General features: G+C 72.0%; 17 protein-coding genes and 1 pseudogene. 10 read left to right on the forward strand and 8 right to left on the reverse strand.

What is annotated here, in order from left to right; all coding sequences use genetic code 11:
* Positions 1-83: 83 nt before the first annotated feature.
* The 5 genes from ACN9MM_RS16190 (at position 84) to ACN9MM_RS16210 (ending at position 4044) form a co-directional block, all read left to right on the forward strand.
* Positions 84-1058, forward strand: coding sequence for a ribose-phosphate diphosphokinase (locus ACN9MM_RS16190; RefSeq protein WP_352026009.1), 975 nt, complete (start codon positions 84-86; stop codon positions 1056-1058).
* A gap of 243 nt (positions 1059-1301) precedes the next feature.
* On the forward strand, positions 1302-1889 hold the full coding sequence (locus ACN9MM_RS16195) for a 50S ribosomal protein L25/general stress protein Ctc (protein ID WP_426364290.1): 588 nt from the start codon (positions 1302-1304) through the stop codon (positions 1887-1889).
* A gap of 98 nt (positions 1890-1987) precedes the next feature.
* The gene (gene pth / locus ACN9MM_RS16200) at positions 1988-2584 is read left to right on the forward strand and encodes an aminoacyl-tRNA hydrolase (RefSeq protein WP_383798423.1); all 597 of its coding nucleotides are present in this window, start codon (positions 1988-1990) and stop codon (positions 2582-2584) included.
* A 40-nt stretch (positions 2585-2624) separates the two neighbouring features.
* Positions 2625-3068 (forward strand): hypothetical protein, encoded by a 444-nt coding sequence (locus ACN9MM_RS16205; RefSeq protein WP_426364291.1) that lies wholly within the window; start codon positions 2625-2627, stop codon positions 3066-3068.
* A 106-nt stretch (positions 3069-3174) separates the two neighbouring features.
* Positions 3175-4044 carry an LPXTG cell wall anchor domain-containing protein gene (locus tag ACN9MM_RS16210; RefSeq protein WP_426364292.1) on the forward strand — a complete coding sequence of 290 codons (870 nt, stop codon included), beginning with the start codon at positions 3175-3177 and terminating at the stop codon, positions 4042-4044.
* A gap of 72 nt (positions 4045-4116) precedes the next feature.
* Here ACN9MM_RS16210 and ppc read toward each other — a convergent pair whose 3' ends face one another.
* Complete coding sequence (gene ppc / locus ACN9MM_RS16215) at positions 4117-6846, reverse strand: phosphoenolpyruvate carboxylase (protein WP_426364293.1); 2730 nt, start codon at positions 6844-6846, stop codon at positions 4117-4119.
* A gap of 239 nt (positions 6847-7085) precedes the next feature.
* Here ppc and ACN9MM_RS16220 point away from each other — a divergent pair, with 239 nt between their 5' ends.
* The 4 genes and pseudogenes from ACN9MM_RS16220 to ACN9MM_RS16235 all read left to right on the forward strand — a co-directional run.
* A complete protein-coding gene (locus tag ACN9MM_RS16220; protein ID WP_426364294.1) occupies positions 7086-8069 on the forward strand; it encodes an acyl-CoA desaturase in 984 nt (327 codons plus the stop codon).
* A complete protein-coding gene (locus ACN9MM_RS16225) occupies positions 8066-8758 on the forward strand; it encodes a TetR/AcrR family transcriptional regulator (protein WP_189805565.1) in 693 nt (230 codons plus the stop codon). The genes ACN9MM_RS16220 and ACN9MM_RS16225 overlap by 4 nt, the downstream gene beginning before the upstream one ends.
* A gap of 239 nt (positions 8759-8997) precedes the next feature.
* Positions 8998-10713, forward strand: coding sequence for an FG-GAP repeat domain-containing protein (locus tag ACN9MM_RS16230; protein WP_426364295.1), 1716 nt, complete (start codon positions 8998-9000; stop codon positions 10711-10713).
* 639 nt (positions 10714-11352) lie between these two features.
* Positions 11353-12462: pseudogene (locus ACN9MM_RS16235) on the forward strand (FG-GAP repeat domain-containing protein); the annotation flags it as partial.
* 256 nt (positions 12463-12718) lie between these two features.
* Here the strand turns inward: ACN9MM_RS16235 and ACN9MM_RS16240 are convergent.
* Positions 12719-13552 carry a trans-aconitate 2-methyltransferase gene (locus ACN9MM_RS16240; RefSeq protein ID WP_426364296.1) on the reverse strand — a complete coding sequence of 278 codons (834 nt, stop codon included), beginning with the start codon at positions 13550-13552 and terminating at the stop codon, positions 12719-12721.
* 163 nt (positions 13553-13715) lie between these two features.
* Here ACN9MM_RS16240 and ACN9MM_RS16245 point away from each other — a divergent pair, with 163 nt between their 5' ends.
* Positions 13716-14213, forward strand: coding sequence for a MarR family winged helix-turn-helix transcriptional regulator (locus ACN9MM_RS16245; protein ID WP_329853265.1), 498 nt, complete (start codon positions 13716-13718; stop codon positions 14211-14213).
* On the opposite strand, the gene ACN9MM_RS16250 is transcribed toward ACN9MM_RS16245, so the two are convergent.
* The 6 genes from ACN9MM_RS16250 to ACN9MM_RS16275 form a co-directional block, all read right to left on the reverse strand.
* The gene (locus ACN9MM_RS16250; protein ID WP_426364297.1) at positions 14172-14942 is read right to left on the reverse strand and encodes a LuxR C-terminal-related transcriptional regulator; all 771 of its coding nucleotides are present in this window, start codon (positions 14940-14942) and stop codon (positions 14172-14174) included. The genes ACN9MM_RS16245 and ACN9MM_RS16250 overlap by 42 nt on opposite strands.
* A gap of 239 nt (positions 14943-15181) precedes the next feature.
* On the reverse strand, positions 15182-16321 hold the full coding sequence (gene galK, locus ACN9MM_RS16255) for a galactokinase (protein WP_426364298.1): 1140 nt from the start codon (positions 16319-16321) through the stop codon (positions 15182-15184).
* Positions 16318-17307 (reverse strand): UDP-glucose 4-epimerase GalE, encoded by a 990-nt coding sequence (gene galE / locus ACN9MM_RS16260; protein WP_426364299.1) that lies wholly within the window; start codon positions 17305-17307, stop codon positions 16318-16320. Before galE ends, galK begins: the two co-directional genes overlap by 4 nt.
* The gene (gene galT, locus ACN9MM_RS16265; RefSeq protein ID WP_426368755.1) at positions 17304-18347 is read right to left on the reverse strand and encodes a galactose-1-phosphate uridylyltransferase; all 1044 of its coding nucleotides are present in this window, start codon (positions 18345-18347) and stop codon (positions 17304-17306) included. The genes galE and galT overlap by 4 nt, the downstream gene beginning before the upstream one ends.
* A 110-nt stretch (positions 18348-18457) precedes the next feature.
* Complete coding sequence (locus ACN9MM_RS16270) at positions 18458-19141, reverse strand: helix-turn-helix transcriptional regulator (RefSeq protein WP_426368756.1); 684 nt, start codon at positions 19139-19141, stop codon at positions 18458-18460.
* A gap of 143 nt (positions 19142-19284) precedes the next feature.
* Positions 19285-21144: a PQQ-binding-like beta-propeller repeat protein gene (locus ACN9MM_RS16275; RefSeq protein WP_426364300.1), complete on the reverse strand. Its 1860-nt coding sequence runs from the start codon at positions 21142-21144 to the stop codon at positions 19285-19287.
* Positions 21145-21155: the final 11 nt, after the last annotated feature.

The following is a 21155-nucleotide window of genomic DNA, read 5'->3' on the forward strand; positions in this document are numbered from 1 at the left end:
GTGCACACAAATTCGGCTGGCACGCACATGCGCTCGACAGGCGCGGGGTCGCGGCCAGAGAACACGTCTGAGGAGACAGTGCTGTGACCGGGATCAAGACGACCGGCGAGAAGAAGCTGATGCTCTTCTCCGGCCGCGCCCACCCCGAGCTGGCCGAGGAGGTCGCGCACCAGCTGGGCGTCGGTCTCGTTCCGACCAAGGCGTTCGACTTCGCCAACGGTGAGATCTACGTCCGCTTCCAGGAGTCGGCGCGCGGCGCGGACTGCTTCCTGATCCAGAGCCACACGGCTCCGATCAACAAGTGGATCATGGAACAGCTGATCATGATCGATGCTCTGAAGCGGGCCTCGGCCCGGAGCATCACCGTGATCATCCCGTCGTACGGCTACGCCCGTCAGGACAAGAAGCACCGCGGCCGCGAGCCGATCTCGGCGCGTCTGGTGGCGGACCTGCTGAAGACGGCGGGTGCGGACCGCATCCTGACCGTGGACCTGCACACGGACCAGATCCAGGGCTTCTTCGACGGCCCGGTGGACCACCTGTCCGCCCTCCCGGTCCTCGCGGACTACGTGGGTGCGAAGGTCGACCGCGACAAGCTGACGATCGTGTCCCCGGACGCGGGCCGCGTGCGGGTCGCCGACCGCTGGTGCGACCGTCTGGACGCGCCGCTCGCGATCGTGCACAAGCGTCGCGACAAGGACGTCGCCAACCAGGTCACCGTGCACGAGGTCGTCGGTGACGTGAAGGGCCGCGTCTGTGTCCTGGTCGACGACATGGTCGACACGGGTGGCACGATCTGCGCCGCCGCGGACGCGCTGTTCGCGCACGGTGCGGAGGACGTCATCGTGACGGCCACGCACGGCATCCTGTCGGGTCCGGCCGCGGACCGGCTGAAGAACTCCAAGGTCAGCGAGTTCGTGTTCACGGACACGCTGCCGGTGCCGGGTGCCCTGGAGCTGGACAAGATCACGGTGCTCTCGATCGCGCCGACGATCGCGCGCGCGGTGCGCGAGGTCTTCGAGGACGGTTCGGTGACGAGCCTCTTCGAGGAGCACTGAGCCACCACAGGCTGTGGCCGAGGGCCGTTTCCCCGTTCGGGGGAGCGGCCCTCAGCCGTGTTTCGGTGATCGAATTGGGTGGTAGGGCGAGCTGCCGGTAGACTGCCGTAGTTGCTCGGCGAGGGAGGCCGTACCCGTAAGGGGTCACGGCGGTCCGTTATCGACGCGCTCTTCGTAGCAGGCCATCGCCAGTCGTGGCCGGGTGACCACGCTTTTTCGTCACCTTTCTACGAGGAGTGCACCATGTCCGAGGTCAAGCTCGCCGCTGCCGTCCGTACCGAGTTCGGCAAGGGCGCCGCCCGTTCCATCCGCCGCGCCTCGCAGGTTCCCGCGGTCGTCTACGGCCACGGCTCCGAGCCGGCCCACATCACCCTTCCGGCCCACGAGCTCGGTCTCGCGCTCCGTACGCCGAACGTCCTGCTCTCCCTGGACATCGACGGCAAGAACGAGCTGGCGATCCCGAAGGCCGTCCAGCGTGACGCCATCAAGGGCTTCCTGATCCACGTCGACCTGCTGCTCGTCAAGCGCGGCGAGAAGGTCACGGTCGAGATCCCGGTCCAGGCCGAGGGTGAGCTGGCCGCCGGCGGCAACCTGCTGGAGCACGTGCTCGGCACCCTGTCCGTCGAGGCCGAGGCCACCCACCTCCCCGAGGCCGTCACGGTCTCCGTCGAGGGCCTGGAGGCCGGTTCCTCCGTCCTCGCCAAGGACATCGTCCTCCCGAAGGGCGCGACCCTGGTGACCGACGCCGACGCCGTCGTCCTGCAGGTCCTGGCCGCGCAGGCCGAGGAGCCGGCCGCCGAGGCCGAGGCCACCGAGGGCGCCGAGGCCTGAGCCGTAGGCTCTGCCTGACGTTGCGGGGTGATGGGCCGTACGGGCCCGTCACCCCGTTTCTCTTGTACGGATACGCGGATACGAGGAGAGCTGCGCACATGACGGACGACGCGAACGCCCCCTGGCTGATCGTCGGTCTCGGCAATCCGGGGCCCGAGTACGCGGCCAACCGGCACAACATCGGCTTCATGGTCGTGGACCTGCTCGCGGAGCGGATCCGCGGCTCGTTCAAGCGGGCGCAGAAGGCCCAGGCGCAGGTCGTCGAGGGCCGGATGGGGCCTCCGGGGCCCGAGAACCGCCGGGTGATCCTCGCGAAGCCGATGTCGTACATGAACCTCTCGGGCGGTCCGGTGACGGCGCTGCGCGACTTCTACAAGGTGCCGACGGCGCGTGTGGTGGCGGTGCACGACGAGCTGGACATCGATTACGGGGTGCTGCGGCTGAAGCTGGGCGGCGGCGACAACGGGCACAACGGTCTGAAGTCGATGACGAAGGCGATGGGTGCGGAGTACCACCGGGTGCGGTGCGGGATCGGGCGTCCGCCGGGCCGGATGCAGGTCGCGGACTTCGTCCTGAAGGATTTCTCGTCGGCGGAGCGCAAGGACCTGGACTGGTTCGTGGACCGGGCGGCGGACGCGGTGGAGTGTCTGGTGGCGGAGGGTCTGGAGCGGGCCCAGTCGGCGTACAACTCGTAGGGCCTGGCGATCGGGACGTACGACTGTACGATCGCGGGTCATGACGCACGTCCGTACCGCAGCCATGGCCCTGGTCGCCCTGCTCCTCGTCGTCGCGGGGGTCTGGGCCTCGTGGAACTCGGCCCAGCACGTTCTGCTCGCGAAGGGCCGTGAGCACGGGACGCTGACGGTGACCGCCTGCACGGACGAGACGTGCAGCGGGCGTTATGTTCCGGAGGATCCGTCGTCGGCGCGCCGGACGCTGACGATCGCACGTTCGGTGGCGGCGGAGAAGGGCGCGACGATCCCGGTGGTGGTGAAGCCGGGCACGGACGAGGGTGTGCGGACGGGCTGGGGCGGCGGTCTGCACGCGTGGCTGCCGCTGGGCGGGGCGCTGTTGCTTGCGGCGCCGCTGGTGGGCGGGGGGATGCGGCTGCCCCGGACGGCGTGGTCGCTGGCGGGTGCCGGCGGGGCGGTGCTGGTGGCGGCGTTCTTCGCGCTCTGAGCGTGAGCGTGGTGAGGCACTGCCTCGGCGCCGGCTCGCGGGGGTGGATAGGGTGCGTGGCAGCCACCTCCCACGGCATCCTCATCCCACAGATGGACGACTGCACATGCGACGTTCTCTCATACCCGCAGCCGCACTTGTCGCGGCCATGGCGGGCTCCGTGATCCTGGCGCCTACCGCGTTCGCCTCGGAAGGGCCGAAGACGTTCACGCTGCCGCTGCACCAGCCGACGCCGATCGCCGCGTCGGAGGCCGGCCACGACGGTGACTGCAAGACGATCCCGGCCACTCAGGACGGCTGGCACTTCGTCATCCCCGGCAAGGGGGTGGAGTTCACCAGACTCACGGTGACCTTCGACGGCGGTGCGCCGATCGTCATCACCTCCTTCGGCCCTCCGGACGCCAAGCACGCGTACGTGGGGTCCGCGCCGGGCGCCAAGCTGACCTCGGCCGTCGCCGAGGTCAACGGCGAGGTCAAGCAGGGCTGGTTCAACCTGTCCCACACCTGCCTGGCCACCGAGACCGGCGGCACCACCGGTGAGCAGACCACTGGTGGGACGACCGGCGAGACGACCACGGGCGGCTCGACCACGGGTGAGACCACCACGGGCGGTTCGACCACCGGCGAGACCACCACGGGTGAGACCACCACGGGCGGCTCGACCACCGGCGAGACCACCACGGGTGAGACCACCACGGGCGGCTCGACCACCGGCGAGACCACCACGGGTGAGACCACCACGGGCGGCTCGACCACCGGCGAGACCTCCACCGGTGGTTCCACCGCGGGTGGCTCCGCCACCGGTGGGGAGACCACGGGCGGTTCCGCCGCCGGTGGTACGGACACCAAGGGTGAGGGCAACCTCGCCGAGACCGGTTCGAGCGCCCCGGTCGGCCTCCTCGCCGCCGCCGCCCTGGCCCTCGCGGCCGCCGGCGCGGTGCTGGTGACCCGTCGTCGCAAGGCCGCGCAGAACTGACGTACCCCGAAGTACGACAGGGCCCCCACCGGGAATCCGGCGGGGGCCCTGTCGTGCGTGACGGGAGGGGTGTCAGCCGGTGTTGCGGAGGCCCGCGGCCACGCCGTTCACCGTGAGGAGCAGGGCCCGCGCGAGCAGCGGGTCCGGGTCCTCGCCGCGCTCCGCGTCCGCGCGCTGGCGGGCGAGGAGGGCGACCTGGAGGTAGGAGATCGGGTCCAGGTAGGCGTCGCGGATGGCGAAGGTCTGCTGGAGGACCGGGTTGGAGTCGAGGAGCTTTTCGCCGCCGGTGACCTTGAGGACCTCGGCGACGGTCAGCGCGTGCTCGGCCTCGATGGTGTCGAAGATGTGCTTGAGGTCGTCGGGGACGAGGGTGTCGACGTAGTGGCGGGCGATCCGCAGGTCGGTCTTGGCGAGCGTCATCTCGACGTTGGAGAGGAAGTTGCGGAAGAAGCCCCACCGCTCGTACATCTCGCCGAGGACGGCGTCGAGGCCGGCCTCGCGGAGGGCCTTGAGGCCGGAGCCGACGCCGTACCAGCCGGGGACGATCTGGCGGGACTGGGTCCAGCCGAACACCCAGGGGATGGCGCGGAGTCCGTCGAGGGAGACGCCGGAGCCGGGGCGGCGCGCGGGCCGTGAGCCCAGGTGCAGGTCGGCGAGCTGGTCGACGGGGGTGGAGGCGAGGAAGTACGCCGGCAGGCCGGGGTCCTCGACCAGCTTGCGGTACGCGGTGTGGGCGGCCTCGGAGACGGTGTCCATGGCCGCGTCCCAGCGGGCGAGGGCGTCGTCGGACTGGCGCGGCGCGGTGTGCAGGGCGGAGGCCTGCAGGGTGGCGGCGACGGTCAGTTCGAGGTTCTCGCGGGCGAGGGACGGGATCAGGTACTTGTCGGAGATGACCTCGCCCTGCTCGGTCACCTTGATCTCGCCCTCCAGGGTGCCCCAGGGCTGGGCGAGGATCGCGTCGTGCGAGGGGCCGCCGCCGCGGCCGACGGTGCCGCCGCGGCCGTGGAACAGCCTCAGCCGGACCCCGTAGCGGTGGGCGACGTCGCGCAGCCGCCGCTGGGCGCGGTGGATCTCCCACTGGGAGGTGGTGATGCCGCCGAACTTGGAGGAGTCGGAGTAGCCGAGCATGACCTCCTGGACGTCGCCGCGGAGGGAGACGAGGCGCCGGTAGGAGGGGTCGGCGAGCATGTCGTCGAGGATGACGTCGGCGGCCTTGAGCTCGTCGGTGGTCTCCAGGAGCGGCACGATGCCGATCTTGGCCCAGCCGCCGTGCAGGTCGACGAGGCCGGCCTCGCGGGCGAGGACGGTGGCGGCGAAGACGTCGTCGGCGCCCTGGCACATGGAGATGATGTACGACTCGATGACCTCCGGGCCGAAGCGCTCGAAGGCCTCCTTGATGGTGTGGAAGACGCCGAGGGTCTTCTCGCCGGCGGCGTCCAGCGGGGCCGGGGTGGGGGCGAGGGGGCGGCGCGAGCGCAGTTCCTTGGCGAGCAGCTTCTGCCGGTAGTCGCGGGGCATGTCCGCGTACCGCCAGGACTCCTCGCCGAGGCGGTCGAAGAGCTGGCCGAGGGCGTGGTGGTGGGCCTCGGCGTGCTCGCGGACGTCCATGGTGGCGAGCTGGAGGCCGAAGGCGGAGAGGGTGCGGATGACCCGGTCCATGCGGCCGTCGGCGAAGAGCGCGCCGCGGTGCTCGCGCAGGGAGGTCTGGATGAGGGTGAGGTCGCGGATGAGTTCGGCGGTGCCGAGGTAGTCGCGGCCGTCCTGGTGCGGGGTGCCGTGGGCGAGGCGCTCGCGGGTGTTGACGAGCTTCTGCCGGATGCAGGTCGCCTTGAGGCGGTACGGCTCCTCGGCGTTGAGGCGCTTGTAGCGGGGGCTGATCTCCGGGAGGAGGTCGAGGTCGCGCTGGAGGGAGTCCAGGAGTTCCTGGGTGGCTCCGGTGTAGCGGATGGAGTTGGAGAGCAGTCCGCGGAGGAAGTCGACGAGTTCGAGGGCGTCGGTGATGCCGTGCTCGTGCTGGAGGATCAGGACGTCCCAGGTGACCTGCGGGGTGACGTTGGGGTTGCCGTCGCGGTCGCCGCCGATCCAGGTGCCGAAGGTGAGCGGGCGGGTGCCGGAGGGCAGCTCGACGCCGACGCGCTCCAGTTCGGCGGCGAGGTCCTCCAGGACGTCGCCGACGGCGTTGGCGTGCAGCTCGTCGAGGTAGTAGATGGCGTTGCGGGCCTCGTCGGCGGGCTCGGGGCGGACGACCCGGAGTTCGTCGGTCTGCCAGATGAGGTCGATGTTCTCGGCGAGGCGCAGGTCGGTGCGTCGGCGCTCGACCTGGCTGACCGGGCTCTCCAGGAGGGCGGCGATGCGGCGGAGCTTGTTGAGGACGGAGCGGCGGGCGGCTTCGGTGGGGTGCGCGGTGAAGACGGGCCGTACGTTGAGGTTCTTGACGGTCTCGCGGACGTGCTCGGGGTCGCCGTCCTTGAGCATGTCGGCGGTGCGGGCGAGGAGGCCGCCCTCGGCGGCGCGCTTCTCGCGCATCTCGCGGCCGCGGTGGACCTGCTCGGTGACGTTGGCGAGGTGGAAGTAGGTGGAGAAGGCGCGCACGAGCTTGGCGGCCGTCTCCAGCTCGACGCCTCGGAGGAGCTCGGCGGCGGCCTCGCCGTCCTCACGGGTGAGGCGGCGGACCTTCTCGACGAGGTCGAGGAGTTCGTGGCCTTCCTGGCGCACGAGGGTCTCGCCGAGGAGATCGCCCAGTCGGCGGATGTCGGCGCGCAGCTCGGTGCTGGCGGTGGGGGTCTGGTCGGCACTGCTCACAGGTGCGGCTCCTTGCAGTGTTTCAGCACGTCTGGAGGGGTTCTGGAGGCTTGCGGACCGCGCTGTCCGACGCACCCAGGATAGGTGTCCACATGGTGGGCGGCGGGCAGGGCCCTCTTTGTGCCCTCTTGCCGCGCGCCACGGCGCTGCCATACTTACGACGCCGTAGGTTACGGATGCGTAGCCACGGCTTCGTGCTTCGACGCGTTTCCCCTTCTCTTCACCCCCCAGGGACACCCATGACCATGAGCCCCGAGATGACGTCGGCGTCCGCGGCGCCGGACGGCACCGCGGCCCTGCCCTCCGCCACGCTGGGCGGGGACAGCAAGCGTTCGATCGAGCAGATCACCCTGCTGCTGTTCATCACGGTGCCGTTCCTGGCGCTGCTGGCGGCGGTGCCGCTGGCCTGGGGCTGGGGGGTGAGCTGGCTGGATGTGGGGCTGATGGTGGCGATGTACTACATCGGCTGTCACGGGATCACGATCGGTTTCCACCGGTACTTCACGCACGGTTCCTTCAAGGCGAAGCGGCCGCTGCGGATCGCGCTCGCGATCATGGGTTCGCTCGCGGTGGAGGGCCCGCTGGTCCGCTGGGTGGCGGATCACCGCAAGCACCACAAGTTCTCGGACGCGGAGGGTGACCCGCATTCGCCGTGGCGGTTCGGCGAGACGGTTCCGGCGCTGATGAAGGGCCTGTGGTGGGCGCACATCGGCTGGATGTTCGACGAGGAGCAGACGCCGCAGCACAAGTACGCCCCCGATCTGATCAAGGATCCGGCGATCCGGGCGATCTCGCGGCAGTTCGTGCTGTGGACCGTCGTGTCGCTGGCGATCCCGCCGGTGGTGGGCGGTCTGGTGACGATGTCGTGGTGGGGGGCGTTCACGGCGTTCTTCTGGGGCTCGCTGGTGCGGGTGGCGCTGCTGCACCACGTGACGTGGTCGATCAACTCGATCTGTCACGCGGTGGGCAAGCGTCCGTTCAAGTCGCGTGACCGTTCGGGCAACGTGTGGTGGCTTGCGGTGCTGTCGTGCGGCGAGTCGTGGCACAACCTGCATCACGCGGACCCGACGTCGGCGCGGCACGGGGTGCTGCGCGGGCAGGTCGACTCCAGTGCGCGGCTGATCCGCTGGTTCGAGCAGCTGGGCTGGGCGACGGACGTGCGGTGGCCGGCGAAGTCGCGCATCGAAGCCCGCCGCCAGAGCGCGTCCGCAGACGCGGCATGATGGAAGACGTGGCGATCGAGGGCAGGACCGGCGGTACCGGCAGCAGCGGCGGAGAGCAGAAGCCCCGGCGTGGGCGCCGGGTGCGGATGACGGGCGCGGAGCGCCGGGAGCAGCTGCTCGACATCGGTCGCACGCTCTTCGCGGAGAAGGGCTTCGAGGGCACGTCGGTGGAGGAGATCGCGGCGAAGGCCGGGGTGTCCAAGCCGGTGGTGTACGAGCACTTCGGGGGCAAGGAGGGGCTGTACGCGGTCGTGGTCGACCGGGAGATGCGGCAGCTCCTCGACGGGGTGACGGGGGCGCTGACGGCGGGGCATCCGCGGGAGCTCCTGGAGCAGGCGGCGTTCGCGCTGCTCGACTACATCGAGAACTACACGGACGGTTTCCGGATCCTCGTGCGGGATTCGCCGGTGGCGCAGTCGACGGGCACGTTCGCGTCGCTGATCAGTGACATCGCCACGCAGGTGGAGGACATCCTGGGTCTGGAGTTCAAGGCCCGGGGCTTCGACCCGAAGCTGGCGCCGCTGTACGCGCAGGCGCTGGTGGGGAGCGTGGCGCTGACGGGCCAGTGGTGGCTGGACGTCCGCAAGCCGAAGAAGGCGGAGGTCGCGGCGCATCTGGTGAACCTGGCGTGGCACGGTCTGGACGGTCTGGAGCAGAAGCCGCGGTTGATAGGACACCGCAAGAACTGACGGCGCCGGGGCGGACGGGCCGCCGGGGCCGGTGGCGTCGGGGCCGGTGGCGTCGGGGCCGGACGGGCCGACGGTGTGGGGAAACCGGCTGGACTCCCCACTTTCGCCCAGGAGTACACTCACCCCCACATCCGGGGGGGTGTTCGCCCTCCGCGCGTGCCCGTTGTACGTGGCCGTGCGGGGGCGCCGCGGACCCCTCTGTCCGGTCCTGGTTCTCACGTTCCCCAGGGGGGGATCTTTTGCGTTCCGTATTCTCCGGGCGTGCTCGTCGTGTCACCACCTGCACCGCGCTCGCCCTGTCCGCCGGCATGCTCCTGGCGTCGCCCGCCGTCGCCGAGGGCGGGCCCCGGCCCGTCGTGGAGCAGCCACGGAGTGCCGACAGGCCGACGCCGAGGCTGGACATGTCGCAGCCGGCCGTCGAGGCGGGCGGGGTCCGTGCCGCCGGTGCGGCGGCCGTCGTGGCGCCGCGTTTCGACGTGGACGGCGACGGCAGGACCGACCTGATCCATCGCAAGCAGGACGGCCGGACGTATGTCGCGCCGACGGCCACGGCGGCGGCGACCAAGTTCGTGACGGCCGATTCGCTGGTCTTCCAGAACCTCGACCTCGTTCCGCTCGGGGACCAGGACGGCACGGGCAGGCCCGAGGTGCTGTCGGTCGCCCGGAACGGTGTGCTGCGGCTGTACGCGGAGGCCACTGGGACCTCCGGCACGCTTGCCTGGTCGGGCAACGGCTGGAACATCTACAACAAGGTGTTCTCGCCCGGTGACGTCGACGGTGACGGCAGGGCGGACCTGCTGGCCCGGCAGTACGACGGCTCGCTGTACTACTACCGGGCGACCGGTGTGCCGTCGGCGCCGTTCGCCGGGCGGGCGAAGGTCGGCCCGGGCTGGGGCGTCTACGACCAGCTCGTGGGCATCGGTGACAACGACGGCGACGGCCGCGGTGACGTCGTGGCCCGTGACACGGACGGCCGGCTGTACTTCTACGGCAGCACCGGTGACCCGGTGTCGCCGTTCAAGCCGCGCAAGGAGCTCGGCAGGGGCTGGAACACGTACAACCAGATCGTCGCCCCCGACGACCGCAACGGTGACGGCAGGGCCGATCTGCTCGCCCGTGACCAGGCGGGTGCGCTCTGGGCCTACAGCGGTCTGGGCAACGGCGGGTACTCGGCGCCGGTGAAGCTCGCCGGCAGCTGGCTCGGCGTGGACCAGTTCGGCGGGGCGGGCAACATCCCCACCGCCGGGAAGAGCGGGTTCGTCGGCCGCGACAAGGCGGGGACGCTCTTCTGGTACGGGGACCAGAACAACGGCAAGCTGACCGCACGCGCGCAGTGGGGTGGCACCGGTGGCTTCGCCGGTGCGAGCCTCGCGTACGTCTCCGCCCTGGACGAGGGGTCGTTCGCCGACCTCCTGGAGGTCTACCAGGGGCACCTCTACAACGCCGAGCGGGACCTGGGCGGCGGCTGGCAGGTCTACAACCTGCTCGTCGGCCCCGGTGACCTGAGCGGCGACGGCAAGAGCGACCTGCTGGCCCGTGACACGGCCGGTGTGCTGTGGCTGTACCGGGGCAACGGCGCGGGTACGGGCTTCGCCTCCCGGATCAGGATCGGTGCGGGCTGGGGCGGGTTCAACCGGATCCTCGGCGCGGGTGACTTCTCGGGCGACGGGCGGGCGGACGTCGTGGTCCGGGACGGCTCCGGCAACCTGTACCTGTACAAGGGCACCGGCTCCGCGACCGGCCCGTTCGCCGGGCGCGTGCGGATCGGCACGGGCTGGGGCACGTACACCATGCTGGCGGCGCCGGGCGACCTGAACGGCGACGGCAGGGCCGACCTGCTGGGTGTGAACGCGGCAGGCGACCTGTACCGGTACCTGGGGACGGGCACCGGCGCGGCAATCTCGCCCCGGGTGAAGATCGGCACCGGCTTCCAGACGTACTCCAACCTGTACTGACGGGACCCCGGGCGCCCCGCATCGGAGTTCCGGTGCGGGGCGCCCGTGCGTGCGGCCCGCGAGTACACTCCTGTTCCACATCCGGGGGGGTGTTCCCATCCTCGGGCGACGTCGTCTCCGCTTGCTCACGGGCAGTCGTGGACGCCGCCCGAACCCGTGCGAGCCCCCTGTCCGGTCCGTCGAACCTCTGGTCCCTGGGGGGATCTCTTGCTCTTCCCGCACTCCACGCGCGCGCGCCGGGTCGCCGGCTGCACCGCGCTCGTCCTCTCCGCCGGGATGTTCCTGGCGGCCCCGGCGTCCGCCGGCGCTCCCGCGCCGCACCCGGTCGCCGAGAAGCCGGTCACCCGCTCCGCCCCGCCGTCCCCGGTGCGCCCCGTGAGCGGCGCGCTCCGCCAGGGCGCCGCGGCCGCCGCCGGCGTGGGCGCCTCTCCGCAGCTGTCGGACTTCGACGGCGACGGCGCGGGCGACCTGATCTACCGCGTCTGGGACGGCACGGTCCGGACGGCCTCGACCTCCACCGAGAGCGCCCAGTTCGGTTCGTTCTCGGCGCCGCCGAAGGACGTCGTCCCGATCGGCAACCAGGACGGGAACGCGAGCGGTCCCGAGGTCCTGACGCTGTCGGCGCAGGGCACGCTCAGCATGTACGCGGACGCCACGCCCTCCGGCGGGACGCTCGCCTGGCAGGGCAACGGCTGGGGCATCTACAACAAGATCGTCGCGCCGGGCGACGTGAACGACGACAGCCGGGCCGACCTGGTCGCCCGTGACCGCGACGGCGTCCTGTGGCTGTACTACGCCACCGGCAAGCGCACGGCGCCGTTCTCCGCCCGGGTGCGGCTGGGCGCCGGCTGGAACACGTACGACCAGCTCCTCGGCATCGGCGACAACAACGGCGACGGCTGGGCGGACCTCATCGGCCGCGACACCGCGGGCACCCTGTGGTTCTACGCCGGTACGGGCGACAAGGCCGAGCCGTTCGCCACGCGCAGGTCGCTCGGCGGCGGCTGGGGCGTCTACAACCAGATCTTCCCCGTCGGCGACGACAACGGCGACGGCAACGGCGAGCTGATCGCCCGCGACCTGGCCGGCACGCTCTGGTACTACACGGGCAAGGGCGACGGCACGCTCGCGACCCGGCAGCAGATCGGCGCCACGGGCGACTGGGGCTGGGTCCCGCAGTTCGGCGGCGCGGGCAACATCCCGGTCAGCGGCGAGAAGGAGGGCGTGCTCGCCCGGGACACGTCCGGCACGATGTTCTGGTACGGCAGCACGAACGGCGGCCGGCTCGGCCCCCGCGCGCAGTTCGGCGACGCCGGTGCCTGGGCGGGTGCCGACTTCAGCCACCTGTCCTCGATGGACCAGGACGCCTCGTCCGACCTCGCGGAGATCTTCCAGGGCGTCCTCTACATCGACGGCGTCAAGATCGGCAGCGGCTGGGGCGTCTACAACACGATCGTCGGCCCCGGCGACCTGTCCGGCGACGGCAGGGGCGACCTGCTGGCCCGCGACCGCTCCGGCGTCCTCTACCTGTACCCGGGCAACGGCTCCGGCACGGCGCTCGGCGGCCGGGTCAGGGTCGGCAGCGGCTGGGGCGGGTACGACAGGCTCCTGGGCGCGGGCGACTTCACCGGCGACGGCCGTACCGATCTGCTGGGCCGCACGCCGGCCGGGGACCTGTACCTCTACCCGGGCACGGGCGTCGCGGCCTCCCCGTTCAAGACGCGGGTGAAGATCGGCTCCGGCTGGAACGCGTACACCAAGCTGGTCGCCCCCGGCGACCTCAACGCCGACGGCAAGGCGGACCTGCTGGGCGTGACCTCGGGCGGCGACCTCTACCGCTACCTGAACACCTCTCCGAGCAAGTTCTCCACCCGCGCCAAGCTCGGCCCGGGCTTCTCCGTCTACAACGCGATGTCCTGACGCCACGTCCTGAAGGTCGCGCGAACGCGGGCGCCCCGCACCGGAGTTCCGGTGCGGGGCGCGCGCGTTCCCGGCTCGGGGCCGGTCACGGCTTCTTGCGGGCGACCGCGAAGATGCGGCGGAAGGGGAAGACCGTGCCGTGCCGGCCGGGCGGGTAGGCCTCGCGGAGGAGCGCCCGGTACTCGGCGAGGAAGGTGTCGACCGCCTCCCGGTCCTCGCCCAGGGCGGTGAGGACGGGCCGCAGCGCGGTGCCCTTGACCCAGTCGAGGACGGGGTCCTCGCCCTGGAGGAGCTGGCAGTACGTGGTCTCCCAGACGTCCGTCTCGCAGCCGAGGTCGGCGAGGCGGGTGAGGTAGTCGGCGGTGTCGAGGACGTGGACGAAGCGGCGGCCCTGGTCGGCGAGGCGGGCCCGCCACTCGGGGGTCTCGCAGAGCTCGCCGAGCAGGGCGTGGCTGGGCGAGGTGAAGTTGCCCGGGACCTGGAAGGCCAGGGTGCCGCCCGGGCGGAGTCCGTCGATCCAGGCGGCGAAGGACTCGGGATGGTTGGGCACCCACTGGAGGGCGGCGTTGGAGACGATCAGGTCGTACGGCTCGCCGGGGGTCCAGTGGGCGGCGTCGGCGCGCCGGAAGTCGAGCCAGCCGCCGCCCCGGGTGGTGCCCGCCCAGTCCTTCTCCGCGTGCTCCAGCATCTCGGAGGAGAGGTCGAACCCGGTGATGTGCGCGTCGGTCCACCGGTCGGCGAGAAGGACCGTCACGTTGCCGGGGCCGCAGCCGAGGTCGGCGATGCGGGCGGGCGCGCCCTGGGTCGGCAGCTGGGGTATTCGGGCGAGCAGGTCGAGGAACGGGCGGGTGCGGTGGCCGGAGTGGCGGAGGTACTGCCGTGGATCCCAGGTCGGTGCGGCGGAGTGGCCGGAATGCATGTTCGAAGCCCCCTTGCTGGCACGAGTTGCCGAAGCGGAACGGCGTTCCGGCGGGGTCCCTTCCCCGTAGTCCAGGGAAATATATCTTGATTCCAAGATACTCGACTTCGAGAAACTTGAACACAAGAGACTTTATGTCAACAGACCCTCTACACTGATCGTCATGGAGGACGAGGTCGACCGACTGGTCGCAGCATGGCGCCGCGAGCGCCCCGACCTCGACGTGGAACCGCTCGAGGTGCTCAGCCGCGTCTCGCGGCTCGCCCGCCACCTCGACCGCGCCCGTCGGCTCGCCTTCTCCGAGCACCAGCTGGAGCCGTGGGAGTTCGACGTCCTCACCTCCCTGCGCCGCGCCGGGGCGCCCTACCAGCTCTCCCCCGGCCAGCTCCTGACCCAGACCCTGGTCACCTCGGGCACCATGACCAACCGCATCGACCGGCTCACCAAGAAGGGCCTCGTCGAGCGGCTCCCCGACCCCAGCGACCGGCGCGGGGTCCTGGTCCGACTCACCCCCGAGGGCCGCGACCGCGCCGACGAGGCGCTCGCCGGACTCCTCGCCCAGGAGCGCGCCATCCTGGCCCAGCTCTCCCGCGGCCAGCGCGGCGAACTGGCCGCGCTGCTACGCCGGCTGACCGCCCCGTTCGACAACATCCCCGGGTAGCACCGGCTCCGCGGGGCCCACACCCGCCCGGCGGGCCAGCGCTACCGCCGCCAGCGTCGAGTGCACGCCCAGCTTCCCCAGCACGTTCTGCATGTGCGTCCGGACGGTGTGCGGGGACAGGAAGAGCCGCTCGGCGACCGCCTTGCGGCCCAGGCCCGCGACCATGCAGCGCAGCACCTCCCGCTCGCGCGGGGTCAGCGACTCCACGAGCCGCTCGCTGTCCGTCCGGTGCCTGCGGACCTCCGTCAGCTCCCGCAGGACACCCGTGAGCAGCGCGGGCGGCAGGTGCGTCTCGTCCCGCAGCACGCCCCGCACCACCGCGAGCAGCCGCTGGAGCGAGCAGTCCTTCGCGACCCAGCCGGAGGCCCCGGCCTGGAGCGCGAGGGCGGCCCTGCGCGCGTCGTCCTTCTCCGCGAGGACGACCGTACGGAGCGGAGGCTGCATCCGTCGTACGCCGGCGACCAGCGAGATCCCGTCCACGGCGCCCTCTGCGTCGTCGGGCACCACGCGCGCGGCGGCCTGCCCCTGCGGCCCGGCGCCCAGCTCCGCGTCGACGAGGAGCACGTCGAACCTGCGGCCCTCCGCCACGCCGCGCTCCAGACAGCGCAGGGCCGCCGGGCCGCTGCCGGCGGCGGCGACGTCGACGTCGGGCTCCGCCGCGAGGGCGGCGGCCAGCGATTCGGCGAAGATGCGGTGGTCGTCCACCACCAGGACGCGGATGCGTGCCACGGACACTCCCAAGTGTCGAGGAACGGACCGACGCGGGTACGGCGCCGGAGGCGGGTCCGCCGACAGCACGGCCGCCGCCGTGCGTTGACTGTTACCCCACTCTGGCGCCGTACCCGACGGGTCTCGCCCCCTGAACAGCACCGGCCCCCACCGGCGCTGCCCCTCAGAGTAGGGGCGGGGCGCCGCGGTGGGGGCCGATTCGCGGAACTGTGCGAAGCAGTACGGGTGTGTGTTCCGGTTCAGAGGCGGCGCGCGCCCGCCGCCGGCACGGCCGGGAAGATCCCCGGGGCCGTGTGCCCGGCCTCGGCGAAGGCCTTCTCCACGGCGGCGGACACCGCGTCCGCCCGCTCGGCCTCGACGAGGACGACGGCCGAGCCGCCGAAGCCGCCGCCGGTCATCCGGGCGCCGAGCGCCCCGGCCGCGTTCGCCGCCTCGACGACGAGGTCCAGCTCGGGGCAGGAGACCCGCAGGTCGTCCCGGAGGGAGGCGTGGCCCTCGGTGAGGACCGGGCCGACGGCCCGGGTGTCGCCGGCGTCGAGCAGCGCGATGGTCCGCTCCACACGGGCGTTGTCCGAGACGACGTGCCGCACGTACCGCAGGACCGTCTCGTCGCTCAGACGTCCGAGCGCTTCGGGCAGATGCGCGGCGCGCACCTCGCGCAGGGTGCGGACACCGAGCGCCCGCGCACCCGCTTCGCACCCGGCGCGCCGCTCGGCGTACGCGCCGTCTCCGAGCGCGTGCTTCACGCGGGTGTCGACGACGAGCAGCCGGAGTCCCTCGCGCGCCAGGTCGAAGGGGACCTGGCGGTACGACAGGTCCCGCGTGTCCAGATGGAGGGCGTGCCCCTCCTCCGCGCAGGCGGAGGCCATCTGGTCCATGACGCCGCAGGGCACGCCGACGAAGGCGTTCTCGGCGCGCTGGGCGATCCGGGCCAGCTCGGGTCGGGAGAGCCCGAGCCCGAACAGGTCGTTCAGGGCGAGCGCGGTGACGACCTCCAGGGCCGCCGACGAGGACAGTCCCGCGCCGGTCGGCACGGTCGAGGCCAGGTGGACGTCGGCCCCGGTGACCGGGTGTCCGGCCTCCCGCAGCGCCCAGACGACACCGGCCGGGTAGGCGGCCCAGGAGCCGCCGGAGTGCGGCTCCAGGGCGTCGACGGCCAGCTGGACGATCCCGCCGTCGATGTCGGCGGAGTGCAGGCGCAGGACGCCGTCGTCGCGGCGGGAGACGGCGGCGACGGTGGTGTGCGGCAGCGCGAGCGGCAGCACGAAGCCGTCGTTGAAGTCGGTGTACTCCCCGATGAGGTTGACCCGCCCGGGGGCGGCCCAGACGCCCTCGGGCGCGGCGCCGTACAGCGCCTCGAAGCCGGCGGCGACGCTCATGCTCCCGCCTCCGTCTCTCCCTGACGGGTGGTCCGGAGCTTCGCGAACGCCCAGGCGTCGGCGACGACGTCGGCCAGGTCCGGGCGGGACGGCGTCCAGCCGAGGCGCTCGCGGGCGGCCTCGGCGGAGGCGACCAGGACGGCTGGGTCGCCGGGGCGGCGCGGGGCGGTGATCTCGGGGATCGGGTGGCCGGTGACCTTGCGGACGGTCTCGACGACCTCGCGGACGGAGAAGCCGTTGCCGTTGCCGAGGTTGCAGACGAGGTGCTCGCCGGAGGTCATCGCGTCGAGGGCCAGCAGGTGGGCCTCGGCGAGGTCGGCGACGTGGATGTAGTCGCGGACGCAGGTGCCGTCCGGGGTCGGGTAGTCCTCGCCGTACACGGAGATCGCCTCGCGCCGCCCCAGGGCGACCTGGAGGACGAGCGGGATCAGGTGGGACTCGGGCTCGTGGCGCTCGCCGAGCGGGCCGTACGCCCCGGCGACGTTGAAGTAGCGCAGCGAGACGGCGGCCAGGCCGTGCGCGGCGCACTCCCCGCCGATCATGTGGTCGACGGCCAGCTTGCTCGCCCCGTACGGGCTGGTGGGTGCGGTCGGCGCGGTCTCGGTGATCGGTACGGTCTCCGGCTCGCCGTAGGTGGCGGCGGTGGACGAGAAGACCAGCTTGCGGACCCCGGCGGCGCGCATCGCGGCGAGCAGGGCCATGGTGCCGCCGACGTTGTTCTCCCAGTACTTCTCCGGCTTCGCGACCGACTCGCCGACCTGGGAGAAGGCGGCGAAGTGCAGGACGCCGTCGTAGCCGGGGTCCAGCCACCGCGCGGCGTCCTGGATGCGGCCCTCGACGAACTCGGCGCCCTCGGGGACGGCTTCGGCGAAGCCGGTGGAGAGGTCGTCGAGGACGGTGACCCGGTGGCCCCGCTCCAGGAGGTGGGCGGCGACCACGCTGCCCACGTAGCCCGCCCCGCCCGTCACCAGGTACTTCCGCGTCATGCGCCTGCCACCTCTCGGATGCGCCGGGCCGCGTCCTCCGGCCGTACGTCGTTCATGAACGCGCCCATGCCGGACTCCGTGCCCGCGAGGAACTTCAGCTTGCCAGAGGCCCGTCGGACGGTGAAAAGCTCCAGGTGCAGTCCGAGGTCCTCGCGCCGCTCGTCCGTGAACGGCGCCTGGTGCCAGGCGGCGATGTAGGGCGTCGGCGGCTCGTCCGGGCCGAAGATCCGGTCGAAGCGCCTCAAGAGTTCCAGGTAGACCTGTGCGCACTCTGTGCGCTCCGCCGCGTCGAGGGCGAGCAGGTCGGGCACCCGCCGCTTGGGGTGGAGGTGCACCTCGTACGGCCAGTGAGCGGCGTACGGCACGAAGGCGATCCAGTGCTCGGTCTCCAGGACCACCCGCTCGCCGTCGGCCCGCTCGCGGGCGACGACGTCGTCGAAGAGGTTCCGTCCGGTCGCCGCGCGGTGCTCGTCCGCGCGGCGGCGCATGGCGGCGGTGCGGGGGGTGACGTACGGGAAGGCGTAGATCTGGCCGTGCGCGTGGGGGAGGGTGACGCCGATCTCCGCGCCGCGGTTCTCGAAGCAGTAGACCTGCTCGACGCCGGGCAGGGCGGAGAGCGCGGCGGTCCGGTCGGTCCAGGCGTCGAGGACGAGCGCGGCGCGCTCCTCGGTGAGGTCGGCGAAGGAGTCCGTGTGGTCGTCGGTGAAGCAGACGACCTCGCAGCGTCCGACGCCGCCGGAGAGCGAGGGGAAGCGGTTCTCGAAGACCACCACCTCGTAGCTCTCCTCGGGGATCTCGCTCTCGTGGCCGTCCTTCGCGGGACAGAGGGGGCAGGCGTCGGCCGGCGGGAGGTAGGTGCGGCTCTGCCGGTGCGAGGCGACGGCGACGGTGTCGCCGGTGAGCTCGTCGTACCGGATCTCGGAGCGGGAGACGACGGGGGTGAGGGGGCGGGGGTCGACGGCGGTGCGGACGGCGTCGTCGCGCGTGTCGTAGTAGATCAGCTCGCGCCCGTCGGCGAGCGTGGTGACGGTCTTCTTCACGGGGGTGCCCTCCAGGGCGAACCAAACAGAACCACGCACAAAGAATCACATTCAAACATACCCGTCAATGGTGAACCCGCCCCCCGCGCCCGAGGGGCTCCGAAGACACCTCAGAAGGAGCCGCGCTGCCCCGGCACCGCCCGGTCCAGCAGCCCCGTGCGGGCCGCGAGCGCCGCCGCCTCCAGGCGCGAACCGACCCCCAGCTTCATCAGGACCCGCTGCACGTGCGTCCGCGCCGTGCTCGGCGCGATCCCCATCCCCGCCGCGATCAGCCGCGTGTCCTCGCCCTCCGCGACCCGCACGAGGACCTCCACCTCCCGGTGGGTGAGCAGCTGGAGCAGGCGCTGCGCCTCGTCGTCCGGCTGCGCCGAGGGATGGAGCAGCTCCGCGAAGGCCCCCTGGAGCAGCTGCGGCGCCACCGCCGTCTCCCCCGCCCGCGCCTTGACCAGGGCGCGCTCGACGCCCTCGATGCGCTCGTCGTGACGTACGTACCCCGAGGCCCCGGCCGCGAACGCCGCCGCGATCCCGCGCGGCGACGGCACCGGGCCGAGCACCACCACGGCCACCTGCGGCCGCTCCCGCTTGATCCGTACGACCGGGTCGAAGGTCCCCGGCGCGTCCGGCGTCGCCGTGCCCACGAGGCAGACCTCCGGCGCCCGGCCCACCACCAGCTCCGCGGCCCCCGCCACCGGCGCGGCCGCGGCGAGCACCCGGTGCCCGCGCAGCTTCAGCGCCGAGGCGAGCGCCTCCGCGAGCAGGCGGTGGTCGTCCACCACCACGAGGCGTACGCCCATCCCGGTCATCCCCCCTCCTCCTGGCCGTCCGGACACCCCGTCGGCCTGACCCGGCAAGCTACACGCTCCCCCGCCCCGGCCGCCGACATGCGCGTGGGCCCCTCCGGATCACCGGAGGGGCCCACGGTCGGTGCGACGGGTCGTCAGTGCCCGACGGAGAAGGAGACCAGCAGGTACTCCTTGATGTCGTTGGGAGAGGCGTTCTCCCGGGGCTTGCTGACCAGCGTCTCCGAGATGAAGAACCGGCCGTCGCGGTAGAGCAGTTCGGCACCGTTCAGGCTGAAGCTGCTCTCGGCGTTGTGGATCGACTTGTTCGCCGGGTTCTCCAGGAGGAGCGTCTCCTTCATCGTGCCGCCGTCGACCGAGACGATCCGGCCGCCCTGGTCGTAGGGCGGGGCCTTGTAGACGATGAGGTTGCCGCCGTCCATCCGCAGCGGGACGAAGGTGTACTTGTCCCCGGCGTCGGCCTTCTCCGGCACCGTGCGCCCGGTGGCCAGGTCGAAGGCGATGATCTCGTTGGTCTCGTCGCCGTACTCGCCGGTGCTGCCCTCGTGCTCCTCGGTCGGCACGTACAGCCGGCCGTTGCCGACGAGGGCCTGCGTGCAGGACTCGACCTCGGTCGCCCGGCAGCGGGCCGCGTACTGGTCCGCGTCCGCCGTGATCTTCGCCTTCAGCTTCCCGGTCTTCTCGTCGATGGAGAAGAAGTCCGAGATGCCGCTGCCGTCACCGGCGGTCTCGCCGACGTCGGCCGCGACGACCAGCGGCTTGGTGGAGACGACCGAGGCGTACTTCGCGCCGGCCGGCATCTTGAACTGCGAGAGCGGGGCGCCCGTCGTCGGGTTGAGGTTCTGGATCAGCACGCTCGGGCTGTCGTACGAGCCGCACTTGCGGACCGCGACGAGGCCCTCGCCGCCGCCGTAGCCCATGTCGTAGCAGTTCTGGTCGTTGGCCTGCGGCTTCCAGCGCGGGTTGCCGTTGGCGAGGTCGAAGGCGGCGCCGCCGTCGGTGCCGCCGGCCGCGACCGTCGCCCCGCTGAGCGTGACCTCGCTGAACCGGGCCTTCTGGTCGCCGGCACTGCCGCCGGTGACCGAGGTGGACCAGAGCAGCTTGCCGGTGTTCAGGTCGACGACGCCGACCTCGGTGCACGGCTGGTAGTAGCGCGGCGCGACCCGCTTGGTGGCCTCGAAGAGGATCGGCGCCTTGTTGTCCGCGGTGATGTGCCGCGAGGCGCCGCAGACCTGGCCGGTCAGCGGCAGCGTCCACTGGACGGTGCCCTTGTCCAGGTCGTAGCCGACCAGCGAGTTCACCCCGGGCTTCACGAACGCCTTGTCGGTGATCCAGGAGCCGGAGACGTCGGTGACGTCCGCGACCTTCGGCTCCGCGACCTGGAACGCCATCTTCGCCTTCGTGTCGGCCGGCGGCTTCTCCTTGCCGCCACCGCCGAGTCCCTTGCCGCCGGTGTCGCCACCACCGGCGTCGCCACCGCCCGTGGCGGAGCCCTGCGAGGTGCCGCCCGACCCCTTGGCCTCGTCGCCCCCGTCGCCGGAGTTGGCGTACCAGATGCCGACGCCGACGATCAGGACGACGGCGACGACCGCCGCGATGACGATCTGGAGCTGCGCCGACAGTTTCCCGCCGCCCGGGGCCGGAGGGGTGGCGACGGGCTGCTGGTAGCCGCCGTACTGGGGCTGCTGCGGCTGGGTCGGGTAGCCGTACGGGGGCTGCACCGGCTGCTGGGGCTGCTGGTAGCCGCCGTACTGCGGGGGCTGCTGCTGCGGCTGCTGCGGCGCGGTGGGGTAGCCGTACGGCTGCTGCGGCTGGCCGTAGCCCTGACCGGGCTGGGCCGGCGGCTGCTGCGGGTAGCCGTAACCGGGCTCCGGCTGGGCCGGCGGCTGCTGCGGGTAGCCGTAACCGGGCTCCGGCTGCTGCGGCGGGGGCGTCGGGGCGCCGAAGCCGCCCTGCGGATCCGGGGGTTGGTTCGGCGGCGGGGGTGGCTGCGTCATCGGTCCGTGTA

Source organism: Streptomyces sp. E-08, from assembly GCF_049913095.1.
In the GTDB taxonomy this organism is placed as follows: domain Bacteria; phylum Actinomycetota; class Actinomycetes; order Streptomycetales; family Streptomycetaceae; genus Streptomyces.

What these genes read in the sequence shown, in the direction of transcription:
- ACN9MM_RS16195 (WP_426364290.1), top strand. Translation starts at nt 1,302, where the DNA reads ATGTCCGAGGTCAAGCTCGCCGCTGCCGTCCGTACCGAGTTCGGCAAG.
- pth (WP_383798423.1), top strand. Translation starts at nt 1,988, where the DNA reads ATGACGGACGACGCGAACGCCCCCTGGCTGATCGTCGGTCTCGGCAAT.
- ACN9MM_RS16205 (WP_426364291.1), top strand. Translation starts at nt 2,625, where the DNA reads ATGACGCACGTCCGTACCGCAGCCATGGCCCTGGTCGCCCTGCTCCTC.
- ACN9MM_RS16210 (WP_426364292.1), top strand. Translation starts at nt 3,175, where the DNA reads ATGCGACGTTCTCTCATACCCGCAGCCGCACTTGTCGCGGCCATGGCG.
- ACN9MM_RS16220 (WP_426364294.1), top strand. Translation starts at nt 7,086, where the DNA reads ATGACCATGAGCCCCGAGATGACGTCGGCGTCCGCGGCGCCGGACGGC.
- ACN9MM_RS16225 (WP_189805565.1), top strand. Translation starts at nt 8,066, where the DNA reads ATGATGGAAGACGTGGCGATCGAGGGCAGGACCGGCGGTACCGGCAGC.
- ACN9MM_RS16240 (WP_426364296.1), bottom strand. Translation starts at nt 13,552, where the DNA reads ATGCATTCCGGCCACTCCGCCGCACCGACCTGGGATCCACGGCAGTAC.
- ACN9MM_RS16245 (WP_329853265.1), top strand. Translation starts at nt 13,716, where the DNA reads ATGGAGGACGAGGTCGACCGACTGGTCGCAGCATGGCGCCGCGAGCGC.
- galK (WP_426364298.1), bottom strand. Translation starts at nt 16,321, where the DNA reads ATGAGCGTCGCCGCCGGCTTCGAGGCGCTGTACGGCGCCGCGCCCGAG.
- galE (WP_426364299.1), bottom strand. Translation starts at nt 17,307, where the DNA reads ATGACGCGGAAGTACCTGGTGACGGGCGGGGCGGGCTACGTGGGCAGC.
- ACN9MM_RS16270 (WP_426368756.1), bottom strand. Translation starts at nt 19,141, where the DNA reads ATGGGCGTACGCCTCGTGGTGGTGGACGACCACCGCCTGCTCGCGGAG.
- ACN9MM_RS16275 (WP_426364300.1), bottom strand. Translation starts at nt 21,144, where the DNA reads ATGACGCAGCCACCCCCGCCGCCGAACCAACCCCCGGATCCGCAGGGC.